General features: G+C 41.1%; 19 protein-coding genes. 6 read left to right on the top strand and 13 right to left on the bottom strand.

Translation table 11 applies throughout. The features are described from left to right. Positions 1–97 precede the first annotated feature (97 nt). A complete protein-coding gene (gene lpxB, locus QM629_RS04485; protein ID WP_415157615.1) occupies positions 98–1246 on the top strand; it encodes a lipid-A-disaccharide synthase in 1149 nt (382 codons plus the stop codon). An 85-nt stretch (positions 1247–1331) separates the two neighbouring features. On the opposite strand, the gene QM629_RS04480 is transcribed toward lpxB, so the two are convergent. The 9 genes from QM629_RS04480 to QM629_RS04440 form a co-directional block, all read right to left on the bottom strand. After that, positions 1332–2042 (bottom strand): RluA family pseudouridine synthase, encoded by a 711-nt coding sequence (locus tag QM629_RS04480; protein WP_415157613.1) that lies wholly within the window; start codon positions 2040–2042, stop codon positions 1332–1334. A 49-nt stretch (positions 2043–2091) separates the two neighbouring features. After that, complete coding sequence (locus QM629_RS04475; RefSeq protein ID WP_415157611.1) at positions 2092–3093, bottom strand: GSCFA domain-containing protein; 1002 nt, start codon at positions 3091–3093, stop codon at positions 2092–2094. A gap of 2 nt (positions 3094–3095) precedes the next feature. Beyond that, entirely contained in the window at positions 3096–3953 is an 858-nt protein-coding gene (locus QM629_RS04470; protein WP_415157609.1) for a hydroxymethylglutaryl-CoA lyase, read from the bottom strand. Positions 3954–4308: 355 nt separating this feature from the next. After that, positions 4309–4884, bottom strand: a complete 576-nt coding sequence (locus QM629_RS04465; RefSeq protein WP_415157607.1) for an outer membrane beta-barrel protein — start codon at positions 4882–4884, stop codon at positions 4309–4311. Between the two features lie 96 nt (positions 4885–4980). Then, positions 4981–5337, bottom strand: coding sequence for a DUF4296 domain-containing protein (locus QM629_RS04460; RefSeq protein WP_415157605.1), 357 nt, complete (start codon positions 5335–5337; stop codon positions 4981–4983). Next, positions 5334–6251 (bottom strand): DUF4835 family protein, encoded by a 918-nt coding sequence (locus QM629_RS04455; RefSeq protein WP_415157603.1) that lies wholly within the window; start codon positions 6249–6251, stop codon positions 5334–5336. Before QM629_RS04455 ends, QM629_RS04460 begins: the two co-directional genes overlap by 4 nt. Further along, a complete protein-coding gene (coaBC, locus tag QM629_RS04450; RefSeq protein ID WP_415157601.1) occupies positions 6244–7437 on the bottom strand; it encodes a bifunctional phosphopantothenoylcysteine decarboxylase/phosphopantothenate--cysteine ligase CoaBC in 1194 nt (397 codons plus the stop codon). Before coaBC ends, QM629_RS04455 begins: the two co-directional genes overlap by 8 nt. Before the next feature lie 60 nt (positions 7438–7497). Next, on the bottom strand, positions 7498–7839 hold the full coding sequence (locus QM629_RS04445; protein WP_415157599.1) for a DNA-directed RNA polymerase subunit omega: 342 nt from the start codon (positions 7837–7839) through the stop codon (positions 7498–7500). Further along, positions 7808–8641, bottom strand: a complete 834-nt coding sequence (locus tag QM629_RS04440; RefSeq protein WP_415157597.1) for an outer membrane protein assembly factor BamD — start codon at positions 8639–8641, stop codon at positions 7808–7810. Before QM629_RS04440 ends, QM629_RS04445 begins: the two co-directional genes overlap by 32 nt. Positions 8642–8796: 155 nt before the next feature. On the opposite strand from QM629_RS04440, the gene QM629_RS04435 reads away from it, so the two are divergent. From QM629_RS04435 to QM629_RS04420, 4 genes are all read left to right on the top strand, one after another. Beyond that, on the top strand, positions 8797–9426 hold the full coding sequence (locus tag QM629_RS04435; RefSeq protein ID WP_415157595.1) for a LolA family protein: 630 nt from the start codon (positions 8797–8799) through the stop codon (positions 9424–9426). 41 nt (positions 9427–9467) lie between these two features. Continuing rightward, entirely contained in the window at positions 9468–10154 is a 687-nt protein-coding gene (gene cmk / locus QM629_RS04430; RefSeq protein WP_415157593.1) for a (d)CMP kinase, read from the top strand. 22 nt (positions 10155–10176) lie between these two features. Continuing rightward, positions 10177–10740 carry a hypothetical protein gene (locus QM629_RS04425; protein WP_415157591.1) on the top strand — a complete coding sequence of 188 codons (564 nt, stop codon included), beginning with the start codon at positions 10177–10179 and terminating at the stop codon, positions 10738–10740. Between the two features lie 215 nt (positions 10741–10955). Continuing rightward, positions 10956–11138 (top strand): hypothetical protein, encoded by a 183-nt coding sequence (locus QM629_RS04420; RefSeq protein ID WP_415157589.1) that lies wholly within the window; start codon positions 10956–10958, stop codon positions 11136–11138. A gap of 38 nt (positions 11139–11176) precedes the next feature. Here QM629_RS04420 and QM629_RS04415 read toward each other — a convergent pair whose 3' ends face one another. Further along, positions 11177–12367 carry an ABC transporter substrate-binding protein gene (locus QM629_RS04415; protein ID WP_415157587.1) on the bottom strand — a complete coding sequence of 397 codons (1191 nt, stop codon included), beginning with the start codon at positions 12365–12367 and terminating at the stop codon, positions 11177–11179. 16 nt (positions 12368–12383) lie between these two features. Next, a complete protein-coding gene (gene guaA, locus QM629_RS04410) occupies positions 12384–13934 on the bottom strand; it encodes a glutamine-hydrolyzing GMP synthase (protein ID WP_415157585.1) in 1551 nt (516 codons plus the stop codon). Between the two features lie 165 nt (positions 13935–14099). Between guaA and QM629_RS04405 the strand changes: the two genes are divergently transcribed. Then, entirely contained in the window at positions 14100–14819 is a 720-nt protein-coding gene (locus QM629_RS04405) for a head GIN domain-containing protein (RefSeq protein WP_415157583.1), read from the top strand. 20 nt (positions 14820–14839) lie between these two features. On the opposite strand, the gene argH is transcribed toward QM629_RS04405, so the two are convergent. Both argH and QM629_RS04395 read right to left on the bottom strand, forming a co-directional pair. Next, positions 14840–16207: an argininosuccinate lyase gene (argH, locus tag QM629_RS04400; RefSeq protein WP_415157581.1), complete on the bottom strand. Its 1368-nt coding sequence runs from the start codon at positions 16205–16207 to the stop codon at positions 14840–14842. Between the two features lie 12 nt (positions 16208–16219). Then, complete coding sequence (locus tag QM629_RS04395) at positions 16220–16528, bottom strand: four helix bundle protein (protein ID WP_415157579.1); 309 nt, start codon at positions 16526–16528, stop codon at positions 16220–16222. Between the last annotated feature and the right edge of the window lie 188 nt (positions 16529–16716).

Genomic DNA, 16716 nt, shown 5'->3' with positions numbered 1-16716 from the left:
CAACGCCTCAAATTATTACTTAGCCTTGCTTCGTTTCCTTTGCTTTACTTTTATCTTTTCAAATATTAAACATTTCCCGTGCCTGCGGGATATAGTTATGAAGTATTATATTATAGCAGGAGAGGCAAGCGGCGACCTGCATGGCAGTAATCTGATAAAAGAAGTTAAAAAGCTGGATGCAGAAGCAAACATCCGGTGCTGGGGCGGCGATTTGATGCGGGCTGCCGGCGCAACACTTGCGAAGCATTATCACGACCTGGCATTTATGGGTTTTGCAGAAATAGTAATGAATTTAAAAAACATTCTTGGTAATTTGAAATTTTGTAAAGAAGATATCTTACAGTTTGATCCTGATGTTTTGGTATTAATTAATTATTCTGCTTTTAATCTTCGTATTGCGGAATGGGCCTATAAGCCAAAAGCCAAAAGCCAAAAGCCAAAAGCCAAAACTGTTTTTTATATACCCCCGCAAGTCTGGGCATGGAAGGAAAGCCGTGTGCCCAAAATGAAAGAAACGATAGATGAGATGATCGTTATCCTTCCTTTTGAAAAAGAATATTATAAAAACAAATGGAACTGGGATGTGGATTATGTGGGCCATCCGCTGGTACAGGCAGTTGAGGAGTTTAAGCAATCCGCAATCAGCAGCCAGCCTTCAGCTAATAATATTATTGCCTTATTGCCCGGCAGCAGGAAGCAGGAAATTGCGAAGAAGCTGCCCATCATGCTGGAAGTAAGCAGGTATTTTCCGCAGTACCAGTTTATCCTGGCAAAAGCGCCCGGTCTGGAAGATGCGTTTTATGAAAGCTTTGTGCGCAACTATACCAATGTTTCTTCTGTTCGCAATAAAACATATCAACTGCTTTCAGAAGCAAAGGCTGCATTGGTTACAAGCGGCACGGCAACATTGGAAACCGCCCTGTTTGGCGTGCCCGAAGTGGTTTGCTACAAAGGTAGCAACATGAGTTACCAGATAGCGAAGCGGCTTATTAAGATCAAATATATATCGCTGGTAAACCTGATAATGGATAAGCCGGTTGTAAAAGAATTGATTCAAAACGAGCTTACCGTAAAAAATGTAAAGCGGGAATTATCAAAGCTGCTTTGTGATGAAACCAAAAAAGCGCAGATTAAGCAGGATTATGAAGACCTGAAAAAGATGCTTTCTGCCGGCGGCAATGCTTCTGCCAATGCAGCAAAGATTGTAATTGAAACAGCGAGGGCGCAAACCGGGAAACCTGTTTAATTGCTATATGAGCGTTGTTCAGACCGGCCAGGCCGCTTTCGCGGGCCAGCCGGGATTACAAATCCCGGCGCCTGAAATGCATGCATTAACCATTCAGTTTTCTTAACTGTTGCAATAAAGCTTTCAGGTCTTTTGGCAGCGGCGCTTCAAATGAAAAGGCTTCTTCATCCAGCGTAAACTTTAACGAGGCGCTGTGCAGGGCCAGCCTTGATAAAACCGGCCTTTCTTCCATTTCGTTCCTGCCCAGGTTATATTTTTTCTTGAGGGAAGAAAGAAAAACCGGGCTGCCATCGCCATACAAATCATCACATACTATGCTGTGCCCTATAAACCGGGAATGAAGGCGTATCTGATGTGTTCTGCCGGTAAGGATATTAAATTTCACCCAGCTAAAACGCTTAAAATCTTCCAGCGTTTCATATTCTGTAAATGCCGGTTTGCCCTTTATATGCAAAACCATTTTACCATTGCCCGACGGGTGCTGCATTATTGGCTCTTCAATTTTTCCGCTTTGCGGTGAAAGGCTTCCATGAACAAGCCCGTAATATATTTTTTCTGTAGCCCGGCTTTCAAAAAGCCCGGAAAGCGCTTTATGCGCTGCTTCATTCTTTGCAAAAACAATTACGCCGCTTGTATTTTTATCAAGCCGGTGCACGGTAAAAATTTCACCATACTTATCTGCCAGCATTTGCTTAAGCGAAACCTCTTTCCCCTCCCTGCCGGGAATGCTGAGCAAACCGGCCGGTTTATTAACGGCAATCAACATACCGTTCTCAAAAATTGTATCAAACTTCATTATAAATCCTGTTACAGTAAATACAAGGTAAATGTATGCGCCGGCAGTTTTAATCTTTTGAAAAGTATTGCAATTCTTCCTCAAAATTTAAATATGGATGCCGTTGCAAAATATCTTTTGTTTTCTCCAGTTGCTGCTGCAGCAATTTTTTATGCAATGATGATTGCGGGTTGAATGGCTTATGTTTTTTTGCTATGTTTATTTTCTTTATTTCTTCTGCCAGCTCGTTTGTAGGCCTGTCAAAACAGGCTTCTGAAAATTTTTCCAGCACAAATTGTGTTGCCGCATAATTGGGGTGTGCCAGGTCAACATCATAAAAACGGTAATCCCGCAGCACATCTATCACCAGTTCATAAGCAGGAAAATAGTAAAGCTTATCAAATTTGTTTACCAAATGATGCACCGCTTCAATGAGCCTTGCTTTACTACGGTTGTTATCAACCACGCCATCTCTTAAATGCCGCACCGGGCTTATGGTAAAAATTATTCTCAGGCCGGGATTGAAATGGAAGAGCCGGTGGATCACATTATCAAATACCGTAACAATTTCTTCAATTGTATTCAGGTGCTTAATAAAGTTTTGCGCCGGCGCTTTGTGGCAGTTGGCCACCTCGCCCCCTATCCACCGGGTGGAGTGGGGAGACTCCGGCGTAAGTTTATAGGTAAATGCGGAGCCTAACGTTATGATGAGCCAATCGGCTTCTTTTAAGAAAGCATGCGCCTGCTGCCGGCTGTTATTGATTGCTGCTAAACAGGTTTCTTTATCAGCATTCGAGAAACGGCTGTGGTGCTGCCAGCTATTCCAGGCTTCATTCAGATAGAACAAATCAGCTTCGGCATACTGCCTGTTTTGAATGTATGACAACAGGCTGGATGCAACGCTTTTCGGATCGAACAAAATACCATTTGGGTTTTGCAGCGCATTAAATTTTGATTCGATCAAAAAGTTGCCAATATGTTCTGTAAAACATGAACCCGTGAGCAAAATCTTATCCCTGTATGATATGGAAGGCTCAAGCGGTTTAATATTAATGTTTGCAAAGAACTGCATGCTTATATAAAAATTTCGTTTGCGATAGTTATGCTTTTTTGCAAAGCCTCTTTATTCAATGTGCCCAATACATGCTTTTGTTTGAAATATTCAATCATATAGAGCGTATCCATATTGCCCACCAGTGCATCCTGCGCCATGGGGCAGCCGCCAATACCTTTTAATGCACCATCAAACCGCATGCAGCCGGCGCTATATGCAGCTTCTAATTTTTCTTTCCTGTTTGCTGCAGATGCATGTAAGTGCACACCTGTTTCTATGAATGGATATCGTTGTATTAAAATTGTGCAGGCACTATGTATTTGTTCAGGCGTGGCAACGCCAACGGTATCGGCCAAAGAAATAATCTTTATGCCCCGTTGCGCCAGGGCATCTGCCCAATGCAATAAAATTGCTTCATTACAGGCATCGCCGTAAGGATTGCCGAATGCCATGCTTAAGTAAACAACCAGTGTTTTGTTATGTTGCATACAGGCTGACTGAATGGCTTCCACACGCTGCAGGCTTTCTTCAATGCTGCTGTTGGCATTGCGTTGCTGGAATGTGGGCGATATGGAAAACGGAAAGCCAAGATAACTGATCCCATCATAAACAACAGCTTCTTTAGCGCCTCTTTCATTGGCAACAATTGCAAGCAATTTTGTATTGCTTTCTTCAAAATTTAAATTACCAATTACTTCTTTTGTATCAGCCATTTGCGGCATGGCTTTGGAGGAAACGAAACTTCCAAAATCAATCGTATCAAAGCCAATCTGCAGCAGGCCGTTGATGTAGTTTATTTTTTGTTGGGTTGGAATAAATGCATGCCAGCCCTGCATAGCGTCCCGCGGGCATTCAATAAGCTTTACTGCATTATTCATTCGTGCATATTTGTTTTTTCAGATGTCTCATGCCTGTCCCGAACTTGCTTCGGGAGAACCTCGCTATGTACATTCCCCTGTGTGAGAAAAAATTATCATGCTCGGTTTCATTCGTACAAGTTTATTTTTTCAATGGTCTCATGCCTGTCCCGAACTTGTTTCGGGAGAACCTCGCTACGTACCTGCCTCGCCGGCAGGCATTCCCCTCCCGAAGCTGGTTCGGGACGGGTTGTGTGAGAAAAATTATCATGCTCGGTTTCATGGCACAAATGTAAAAGCATTGCCGGGATTGTTGCTATAAACAAAAAAGCATCACACAAACTGCATGATGCTTTCTTCAATATAAAATACAAACTTATAAGATCTTTATGCCCAGGCCAAACTGCAGCGCCTGGCTTTTCCATTTATCAGAATCAGTTACGTCGCTAATATTGCTCAGGCCAATATTATAACGGCCATACACCTTTAGCACGCCAAAATTTAATTGTGCGCCCAATACGGCCGCAAGGTCGCCGCCTTTAAAAGCATCGCTTACATTATCGCCCAGCTTCTGGTCTTTATTCATCAATACGCTAAACTGCGGGCCTAACTGAAACGTAAGCAGCCTGCTCGCATTAATGTTAAGCAGGATGGGGACGTTCAGATAATTCAGGTGCACCTTATCCGGTTTGGTTATTATTGCATCCGATGAATCCTTATACGTAGTATTGGTTTGGCTGAAAAGCAATTCGGGTTGTATAGCGATGGTTTTGCTTATGCCAATTTCGGCATAAGCGCCCAGCACATAGCCGAAATTGTAACCATCTTTAAACGACTGCCCGTCTATCTTGCCGAGATTGGCGCCCACTTTACCTCCCAGGCTAAACGACTGGGCCGAGGCGGCGGCAGACAGGGCTGTTATAAAACATAAAGACAAAATGAATTTTTGCATAGAATTGATTTTTGTTTTGTGATTTCCCGGTTATATGAGAGACCCTATTAAAACGATGCAGGTTGCAATAAATTACTTAAAAAAATCCTAAAGCGGTTATTCCACCTTTCTATACAGGTCTGCCCGCCTGCGTTGCGAATAGGCATTGATGGAATCAAATAAAATTTTATTTAACGCCGGATGTGTTTGATAGTAATCGAAGCTTTTAAAAAAATCATCTTTATTAATCTTATGCATCTGTAAAACCTGCGCCATATAAGCTGTATTCAATTGCGTGGCCGATGATGTATCTTTTTCTTTTTTTATAGTGGCATAGCTGCCCGCCTGCATCAATTCCCACACAATAACCTTCATTTTATCAACCGGCATTATCTTATCAGAGATCTTTTTATCCTCTGTACCGCAGGCTGCCAGATAAACTATAAACAAAACGCAAACAAAACACTGCTTCATTTCATTGATTCTTTATAAACGCCGGCATTGGAAATATCTATGGATGCTAAAACCTGCGATGCTTCTGTGCGGCTTTGCGGATCTGCATTCCTGAATATACCAATATATTCCTGCGATTTTCCCTGCACCAAAAATTGTGCAATCATGGTGTTAGGATTTTGCTGGTTAAAATCCTGCAGGGATGATAAAGACGCCAGTACGGCCGTACGGCCGCTTTCCGCATCGCTGTACATTTTATCAAGCCCGTTCCGGTAATAACCATAAATAATATCGTGCACATTGTTATACCTGGTATTAACCATGTTTTCCGACAGCCAGTAACGGTTTCTTTGCCCGTCAAACGGTTTCCACCCGCTTATCCCTTTTGCTTCCGGCGCATTGGTTACAATATTCTGCGCTTTCATAAAATAGGCATCACCGCCTTTCAGCGAAAATGAATCGTAATCAAAACCCAGTATCATATAAGCATAATAGGCAAAAATGGCGGTAAGGTTTGCGCTTAATGCATCTGTGCCCTGCACCCTGTTTTCATTAAAATTGAGCTGCTCGTACTGCACATATTTAAACTGCACATCTGCATCCTGGTAATTAATCAATGCTGTTTGATAAGTAGCATTAAACACCGGCCTTGCTGCCTGTATGGCCAGGCTGGCATTGTAAACATTATCTGCATTAACGCTTTTAACGGTAAGAATAAAATTGCAATTTATTTTTTCCTGCGGCTGATAGGCATCCTGCGTCCATTTGCGGCTGTTGATGAAACCGGCAAGTTGATTTTGCAGGGTGGTAAATACTGATTTATCAACTGTGGTGCCCACCTGCTGCGCCAGCACTACCACTTTAGCCTGCAGCTCCTGTGCATTAATCCCGGCACAGGCGGCAAACATGGGTATTATCAGCAAAAATTTACGCATGCATTTTTTCAATAACGAGTTCAACAATCTTCTTGGCAATATCTTTTTTTGATGCAAGCCCTGTTTCTACATGGCTGCCGTTTGCCAAAAAAACGGATACTTTATTCGTATCGTGCCCAAAACCGGCATTGGCGTCTTTCAGGGAATTTAAAACGATCATATCCGCATTTTTCTTTTTCAGCTTATCCAGCGCATGTTGTTTTTCATTGTTTGTTTCCAGTGCAAAACCAATTAAAAACTGGCTTTTCTTTTTTGCGCCCAATGTTGCCAGTATATCATTTGTTTTAGTAAGGTTAAGCATAAAGTTGTTCTCTGTTTTCTTTATTTTTTCTGTTGCCACAGATGCGGGTTTATAATCGGCAACCGCAGCGGCCATTATTTCAATATCCATTGCCTCATGTAGCTGCAAACAGGCATTATACATTTCTTCCGCCGTATTTACATTCACTATTTTAATGCCTTTATATTTTGTTTGCTGATGCACGGGGCCGCTCACCACCGTAACATCGGCGCCATTTTCATATAAAGCTTCAGCCAGTGCAAAACCCATTTTGCCGGATGAATGATTGCCTACAAAACGAACCGGGTCAACCGGTTCGTATGTGGGGCCGGCTGTTACCAGTGCTTTTTTGTTTTTCAGCGTATCCTGCCTGAAGAATTTTTCCTTCAGAAAAAACAGAATGTTTTCCGGCTCGGCCATGCGGCCTTCGCCCACCAAACCGCTGGCCAGCTCGCCGTGCTCCACATCAATCAAAACATGGCCATATTCTTTTAATGCCCTTATATTTTTTTGGGTGGCAGGGTGATGCCACATGTCTGCATCCATTGCCGGTGCAATTGCTATGGGGCAGGTAGATGAAAGGTAAACAGCCAGCAGCAAATTATCGCACTGGCCATGCGCCATTTTTGCCAGGGTATTGCAACTTAACGGAGCTACCAGCATTACATCGGCCCAACGGCCCAGCATTACATGATTAGCCCAGCTGTCTTCACTGAATATATCAACCAAAACTGTATTGCCGGTAAGTGTTGAAAGCACAAGCGGCGACACAAAATCTTTGGCTGCAGGCGTCATGATAACTTTAACTTCTGCGCCTTCTTTTACCAGCAGGCGCGCCAGCAATATTGATTTATAGGCGGCAATGCTTGCGCTTATTCCTAATAAAACTTTTTTTCCTTTAAGCATGCTTTTTTAATAAAAAATCCCCCGATGCATCGGGGGATTAAATGTACTACTTACAGGCTGTTAACGGAAAAGGTCGTCATCATTCTTCCTGTAATAAATTTTTTCATCCAGGAATTCCTGTGTGGCAAGAATAGCAGGATTGGGCATTTTTTCATACGCCTTTGAAATTTCAATCTGCTCCTTATTTTCATGAATCTCTTCCAGGCTATCGGTGTGGCTCGCAAATTCTTCCAGTTTATTATGCAATTCTTCTTTAATAACAATATTAATCTGATTAGCCCTTTTAGCAATGATAGCAATAGACTCATAAAGGTTGCCTGTTCTTGATTTAATATCAAGCAGGCTCTTTGTTTCAACTGTATTCAGCGTGTTAACGCTGAGTTGTCTCCTTAGTTTGCTCATTATTCTTTGTTTGAAGTTTTTTTAAATTATTTTCTGCCAGCGTTCTGTAGCTAACTGCATCTGTAAGCAATTTGCTTTGCGGAAAACGCTGTTCAAAATCGTTTACATCGGCCACTACTTTCTGGTATCGTTCCTCCTGTTTATCAATTACGCTCAGCTCCGCATATTTGTAATAGGCTTTAATGGAACTTAGCGCATAGCTGTCGCTGTTATCAGAATCAGGATAATCATCTATCAATACGGAAAAAGCAACGCCCGCCGCCTTAAAATAACCCAGGTCGTAATACAGTTTGGCGTTGTTAAATTCCTTTAGCTCCAGCTTTGCGCGGCATTTATCAATTATATCATTTGATTCCTCCACCCTTTTCGAATCGGGGTGGGTATTAATAAAAGCCTGCAGCAATGCTATGGTCTTTACCGTGTTTGTTTGGTCAAGATCAACTTTTGGCGATTGTTTATAATATGCCATACAGCGCATAAACTCCGTTTCTTCCACCCGGGCGCTGTTTGGAAAGTTTTCGCCATACGTTTTGAAAAGGTTTTCCGCATTCATGTAATCTTTCTGGTAATAGGCGGTATAAGCATATTTATAATAAATATCCTCAAATCTGGCGTCGCCTTTATACAATGGTAAAAGATCGCTGTAAAGTTGCTGCGCCTTGCTGTAATCTTTCTTTACATAAAATTGCTCAGCCATTTTAAGCTTATACTCTTTATCCTTGCTTTTTAATATCTTTCCAAGCCTGGAAGTACAGGAGGCGAGCAGCAAAAAGCTTAATAAAATGCCAGGTAAAAATTTCATAAAACGTGCAAAGATAATTTTTTCGGGCAAATTAGGCATCCATTGTTCATCATTTGCTATTATATCAGTTAATAAAAAGAAAAATCCACCCAATAAAAGCGTTTAAATATTTCCGCATAAACGGTTTTACGTTATTCCTTGTCGAAATTTGCACTATGAAAAGATCGCTCCTCTTATTATTTGTATCCGGCCTCTTTTTTTTACCGGCATTTTCTCAGAATAATACTTCGGCGGAAGGCATTTTGGATAAATCTGCTGCCAAGGTAAGATCGGCAAAAGGCATAAATGTTAGCTTCTCTTTAACACAAAAAGATCAGCAAAACCGGGTTGTTTCAGCTTCAAAGGGAAACATGAAGATGAAGGGTGATAAATATTACATTAACCAGGGCGGCAGCGAAATTTATTGCAATGGCATTCAAATATGGAATTTTGATGGGCAGAATGAAGTCACGGTTGCTAAAGTTGATAAAGACGATAATGATTTTTCACCACAGCAAATTCTTACCGGTTTCAATAAAAGAGATTTTGACATTAAGCTGGTTTCTTCGGCAGGAAACAGTTATCAGGTAGGCTTAACACCGCTTGACAAAAGGCAAAGCTTTAAACAGATTACCCTTTACATTAATAAATCAACCAGCCTTGTATCCCGGGCAGCGGTGGTTGATAAAACGAACAGCACTATAGAAATAAGCTTTAATAATATTTCGCTGAATGCTTCGTTTGACGATAACCTGTTTGTGTTTGATGCAAAAAAACATCCCGGCATAGACATCATCAATAATTAAACTGAATTTACTGTTACAGATTTTTTGTTCAGTTTTGCCGGATGAGTAAAAAAATTATCATCGCAATTGACGGGTATTCTTCCTGCGGCAAAAGCACACTTGCCAAACAACTGGCGAAAGATCTGTATTATATTTATGCCGACAGCGGCGCTATGTACAGGGCCATAACTTTATATTTTCTGCGTAACGAAGTTCCGCACACCAATATCAGCCAGGTAAAAAAGGCACTGGGAAATATACATCTGGAATTTGTGTTTGATGTAGATGCCGGCAAAAGCATTTTATACCTGAACGATGAGAATATTGAATTGAACATTCGCGATATGGTGATAAGCGAAAAAGTAAGCGAAGTGGCTACCATTAAAGAAGTAAGAGAATTTGCAGTGGCAGAGCAGCAAAGAATGGGCATACATAAAGGCATTGTTATGGATGGGCGGGACATTGGCACCACCGTTTTTCCACATGCCGAATTAAAAATTTTTATGACGGCAGACATTGCGATACGTGTTGAAAGAAGATTTAAAGAATTATTTGCCGTAAACCCCGCTATTACAATTGAAGAAGTTAAGCAAAACCTGGAAATGCGGGATTACATTGACAGCAACCGGGAAATAAGCCCTTTGCGGAAAGCAGAAGACGCTGTTATTTTGGATAACAGCAATCTTACAATGGCACAGCAATTGAAAATAGCTTTGCAGTGGGCCAAAGAAAAAACTGATCTGGCATAAAATATTGATGAGGCTTGACAGCATGCATGAAATAGAACCGTTTTATAACTGGAGGCATATATACACTGCGGAAGAAGATCCCCGGTCGCCTTTTTATGGGCGCATATACAGCGAATTTGAATTTTCACAAACCGTTTATAACTATTACATACACCCGCAATGGGATGAATTTGGCAGCCGAACATTATACCTGAAAATAATTTATGCAGATTATGAATTGGGCTATGCAATTATTGAAATGATCGGTGAATGGAATGATGCTATTGAAAATGATATTATGACTTTGAAGCGGGATGTAATTGATGTAATGACGGGCAATGGCATCAATAAATTCATTCTTATAACGGAGAACGTTTTAAATTTTCATAGCGGCGACAAAGATTATTACCAGGAATGGGCGGAAGAAAATGAAGGTTCCGGCGGATGGGTTATTGCTTTAAATATGAGCGAGCCCGCCCAGTATGATTTTCGCAGGAAAAAAATTGACCGGTACATTGAACTGATTGACCTGCCTGAATGGCGGGTATATAAGCCCTACCATTTATTTAAAAAAATTGACACCCTTCTGCACAACCGGCTCGATTAAAGCGTAATATATAAGCGCTAATATAATTTATATAACCACTTATATATTATCATTTCTTTTACGATTGAAGCTTCATTCCTATCCATATATGCCGTATCTTTGCAGCGCCAGCATAAAAATTAATTTTTTATATGTTTGGGAGGCATTAAACACTGCCTTTAGCTCTTTCGCATTGCCTGCTATATAGAAAGATTTTTTTGATTAAATGAACAATTATGAAACAGGAAACAGACAATTCGAAAGTGTATCTTGACCAGGATGAATTAAACACGCTTGTAGCGGAAGTGAAAGAAACAGTAGCGGGCAGAATTAGTGAAACAAAAAATATATTCAGCGCTGCTGATCTCTGGAATATTCAAAGAATGAAAACGAGAATACAGAGAAGATCAACATTATGAAAATAAAAGAGGCGGCTTAAAAACCGCCTCTTTTATTTTCAGTTAATGGTAACGCTGCCATTAATTATTTTTATATAATACAGCTTCTTGTTTTCAAGATAATCAGGTAAAAAAGATGTTTGGGTAAGCCTTACCGGTTCAAAACTATAATTATTTGAAACCGTATAATCGTCCCGGGAAATATTATTGATGAATGAATCCGGGTTAACCAATAACAGCCTGGCAAAGTGATACATGGTTTCATAACCTTTATATACCATATCACTTGGTTTTGTATAATAGGCGCGCATATAATTTGCAGATATGCTGTCAATAAAAGCGCCACCGCGCACGTAGTTATAAGGCGTGGTTACTACTATTTGTATTTTATCAGATGCCTGGCCTGTCGTTCCATCCATTCCATTCCAGGTAGGCATGCCCGCCACCACGCTTGAATAAGTTTCGCCATTATCATTTAGTGTCTTTATAAGCGCCTGGCCAAATTTTTCATATAAGCTTCCGCAAAGAACAATGTTTTGGGTCGTGCTGTCTAACCGGCTCAACACGTCTGCCGCAGAAAAATTATCCCTTAAAATAATCGTGGAGAAATTAAGCGCCCGCCTTGCATTGAGCAGTTTTAATTCTTCCGAAATTTTGTCTTCCAATGAACCACGGCGCGTAAAAAAAACAATTTTTTTGCCGCGATAATTATTTGCGAGGTAGTTATATATTGCCTGTACGTGCGTTTTCCAGGTTGGATTTACCAGTATAAAAAACGGGTTGTTTTCGAGATAAATATCATTAGGAAAAGTGGCAGAAATTACCGGTATGCTATTCCTGGCAGAGAATGAAGTAAGCGCCCGCTGTTCTGTTGAACTGGATATAGAAGCCACCACAAGCGCAAAATTCATCGGCTGCATCTGAACAGTAAGCTGATCCATGGATTGACCGGCTTTATGGGTATCATATATCCACACTTCAATGTTGGCATTTTCTTTCTGCAGGGAATCAATCGCCATCATTACGCCGCTGTAAAAATCAAGGCCCGATAAAAAATATTGCGGTATCCTTACATTGCTCAGATTGTATTCATACCCGTTAAAAGCAGAATCGAGATTTAAAGGCAGCAATACAGCTATGCGCAAAGGCGCATGCGTTGTATCGGCTGCTTTTGAAATGCCTGTTATGAAAACGAAAAGCAGGGCAGGAAGCATTTTTTTAATAGCTGAATGCATAAATGGTAATCGCAAAAATCAAATTTAGTGCCTATTCCCACTCAATGGTAGCAGGCGGTTTACTGCTTATATCATACACCACGCGGTTTATACCGCGAACGCCGTTTATAATTTCGTTTGATACATGCGCAAGAAAATCATAAGGCAAATGCGCCCAGTCTGCCGTCATGCCATCCACTGAAGTCACAGCCCGCAAGGCAACGGTATATTCATACGTACGCTCATCGCCCATAACGCCCACGCTTTTCACCGGCAATAATATAGCGGCTGCCTGCCATACTTTATTGTACAGGCTATGTTCTTTTAACGAGTTAATAAATACAGCATCTGCCTGCTGCAACAGCTTAACTTTTTCTTCCGTTATATCACCCAATATTCTTATGGCAAGCCCAGGACCAGGAAAAGGATGGCGATTGATCATATCCGGTGGGATGCCCAGCTCAAGCCCTACTTTTCTTACTTCATCCTTAAATAAAAAACGCAAAGGCTCAGCCAAAGAAAGATGCATTTTATCCGGCAGGCCGCCAACATTATGATGTGATTTGATGGTAACAGAAGGCCCATGTACGCTTATGCTTTCAATTACATCAGGATAAATTGTTCCCTGCCCTAAAAATTTTGCTTCCGGAATTTTTGCGGCTTCTTCCTGGAATACATCAATAAATAATTTACCGATGGCTTTTCTTTTGGCCTCCGGCTCTGTTTTGTCTTTTAAAGCATCATAAAATTGCTGCTTTGCATCAATGCCTGTTACATTAAGCCCGATCTTTTTATACGTTTCAAGCACGCTTTCAAACTCATCTTTGCGTAATACGCCATTGTCAACAAAAATACCGTGCAACCTTTCGCCGATTGCTTTACTGATGAGGGTTGCAGCAACCGTGCTGTCAACACCACCGCTTAAAGCCATAATAACATGCGCACCGCCAATTTGTTTCTTTAAAGCATCAACGGTTTCGTGTATGAATGAAGCCGGCGTCCAATCCTGTTTGCAGCCGCAGATATTTACCAGGAAGTTTTTGATGATCTTTTTGCCTTCAGTAGAATGATAAACCTCTGCATGAAACTGTATGCCGTATAACGGAAAGGCGGTTGACTGTTGACCGTTGACTGCTGACCGGAAGGCTGCAACCGGAATGCTTGCGGTAGTTGCCAGCAATTCAAAACCTTCAGGCAGTTTTGTAATGGTGTCGCTGTGGCTCATCCAAACCTGCGATTCATCCTGCACACCGGCAAGCAGCACATCGTTTTCAATTTGCTTGTGCAGCTTTGCTCTTCCATATTCGCGTTTGTTTGATTTTTCAACTTTACCGCCGTATTCCTTTGCCGTAAGCTGTGCACCGTAACAAACGCCCAGCACAGGTGTTTTCTGAATGAAGGAAGCAATGTCAACCACGGGCGCATTTGCGTCGTTCACGCTAAATGGCGAACCGCTTAAAATAACACCTTTAACAGCTTCATCAATTACAAAAGGTTTATTAAATGGAAGTATTTCGCAGTAAACATTGGCTTCTCTTACGGCACGGGCAATTAATTGCGTGTATTGGCTGCCAAAGTCGAGAATTAAAATTTTTTCGGTCATAAGAATGCGCGAAGATAGCCGATTTTAAAAAGATGCCGGCTGAGGGTTTACAATCAATTAACCAGAGCCGGCAGGGCCTGATATACAGCTTTACAGCCCTCATAAAAATGCACAACACCTTTTTTTTATTATGTGCTTAATTTAGCGGTAAGAAAAAATTCATGCATGAAAGTATCATTTACACTGCTTGCAATAGCCGCCATGTTTGCATCCTGTTACAATCCATTTAACAAAACCGTAAAAGGCAACGGTAATATTAAAACCGAGGAAAGAAATTTGCCTTCATTTGATGAAATAAAATGTGCGGGCAGTTATAATGTTGAGCTTACGCAAGGCAATTCGTCAACTGTAAAAATTGAAACGGATGAAAACCTGCTGCCTTATATTGAAACGAAGGTAAACGGAGATGAGCTTGTAATACGCACAGAAGAGGATGTGAACATACTATCATTTGATAAGGTAAAAGTTTATATAACCACCAACAGGCTTGAAAGATTTAAATTAAGCGGCAGCGGCGATATTAAAACCACCAATAAATTTACGGGCGGCGATCATCTTAACCTTGACATTGCCGGCAGCGGCAGCATACATTTTGATGTAAACACGCCAACAATAAGCTCATCCATTTCAGGGAGCGGGGACATTTATTTAAGCGGCGAAACAAAAGATTCCAGGATTGATATTGCCGGCAGCGGCAATTATCATGCAGATGATTTAAAAGCGGAGAATGTAACGGTAAAAATTGCCGGCAGCGGCGATGCCTGGCTGTTTGCAGATAGCCAGCTTGATATAAACATTGCAGGCATTGGGAATGTTTATTATAGGGGTAATGCAACTGTAAATAAAAATATAGCCGGCTCGGGAAAGATTGAAAAAAAGGACTGATCTTTTCTGCCGCGCCTTCCTTAGCCAAGCAATTTTTCAACAGCCGCATGATATTTTTCAAAATGAAAACTCTCAACCGCTTTCTGCATGTTTGCAGCAATTTTATCATTCATTAAATTACCAATGCTGCCCTCATGCACGTGCTGCACAGTTGTGGAATATTCAAATTTTCCATTTTCAATATCCAGCCCGATTTTTTTATAAGCATCGCGGAAAGGCATGCCGTTATTTACCAGCCTGTTTACTTCTTCCACACTAAACAGGTATTTGTATTTTTCATCGTCAAGAATATCTTTCTTCACTTCAATATTGCTGAGCATCAGGGCAGCCATATTGATGCAATCGTTTAATGTAGTAAATGCAGGGAACAAATGTTCTTTCAGCAATTGCAGGTCGCGATGATAACCGGAAGGAAGGTTGGTCGTCATCATCATAATTTCATTTGGCAGCGCCTTGATTTGATTGCAATGCGAACGGATCAGTTCAAACACATCAGGATTTTTTTTGTGCGGCATGATGCTGCTGCCTGTTGTAAGCTCAGCAGGAAATGAAACAAACCCAAAGTTTTGGTTAAGGTATAAACACATATCCATGCTCAGCCTTGCCAATGTGTCTGCAATATTTGTAAGCGCTGATGCGACGATGCGCTCCGTTTTTCCGCGGCTCATTTGCGCATATACCACATTATAATGCAGGTCATCAAAACCTAATAACTGCGTTGTCAGCGTTCTGTTGATTGGAAAGGACGAGCCATAACCGGCGGCGGAACCTAAGGGGTTTTTATTAACAACATCATACGCAGCTTTTAAAGTGTTTACATCATCTACCAAACTTTCAGCGTAAGCGCCAAACCATAAACCGAATGATGAAGGCATGGCTAACTGCAGATGCGTATAGCCCGGCAACAAATCGTTTTTATATTTTTCGCTTTGCTGAATAAGCAATTCAAAAAAAGATTGGATGCTTAAAACGATCTGCTTTATCTCCTGGCGCAGGAATAGTTTTATATCCACCAATACCTGGTCGTTGCGGCTGCGGGCGGAATGGATTTTTTTGCCAATATCGCCGAGCTTTTCGGTAAGGAGAAATTCTATCTGGGAGTGAATATCTTCAATGTCATCGTGAATCGTAAAGCCCCCGTCCCCTGAAGGGGAGCTATTATCCTGCTGCGTTGTTTTGTATATCTCTTTTAATTCTGTTGCGAGCTTTTCTGCTTCATCATTTGTAAGCAACCCAACAGTTGCCAGCATTTTTGCATGGGCTATATTGCCTAATACATCAAAAGGCGCAAGCAGTAAATCAAATTCCCTATCGTTACCTACGGTAAATTTTTCTACCTCGACCCCATCCCCTGAAGGGGAGTTATTATTTTTTTGCCAGAGTTTCATTATAGTTACAGGTTATTTATTACCGGTTTCAGGTTTTTGGAAATCGTTCCAGTTATCTTCTACCCATTGAATAAATTTATTGATACGTTTACTTAAAGCTTCATAATCTTGCTTTGGCTGATTAAAAATTGCAGTATCTTTCAACGAGTTTGTCTCAAATAAAAACTCAAGATGCAGAATGGTTTCATCACATTCTGACTGTGCATAAATAAGAAATCTTATTATTGTTGTCCGACTAAATAATTTAAAATCTTGTATTTCAATGTTTGACCTCACCCCAACCCCTCTCCAAAGGAGAGGGGCCAGAACCCGCTTTGACAAATGGTTTCAAGAGATTCGATAATTTTTATCCGGACAATAATGAAATCTTATAAAATCTGCTTAATGACTATCCGTTTTTTGGAAAAGGTCTGTACCATGGATTTTCCAGCGTTGCGACCAATACCCTGTCAAATAAACTCTGCCCAAAGAACCTTCGGTTAAACTTGTAACAAAATTCATTCAGATAG

It is taken from the genome of Parafilimonas sp. (assembly GCF_047606085.1).
In the GTDB taxonomy this organism is placed as follows: domain Bacteria; phylum Bacteroidota; class Bacteroidia; order Chitinophagales; family Chitinophagaceae; genus Parafilimonas.
The sequence above is the reverse complement of the archived record's forward strand: the minus strand, read 5'-3'. Positions and strand labels throughout refer to the sequence as shown.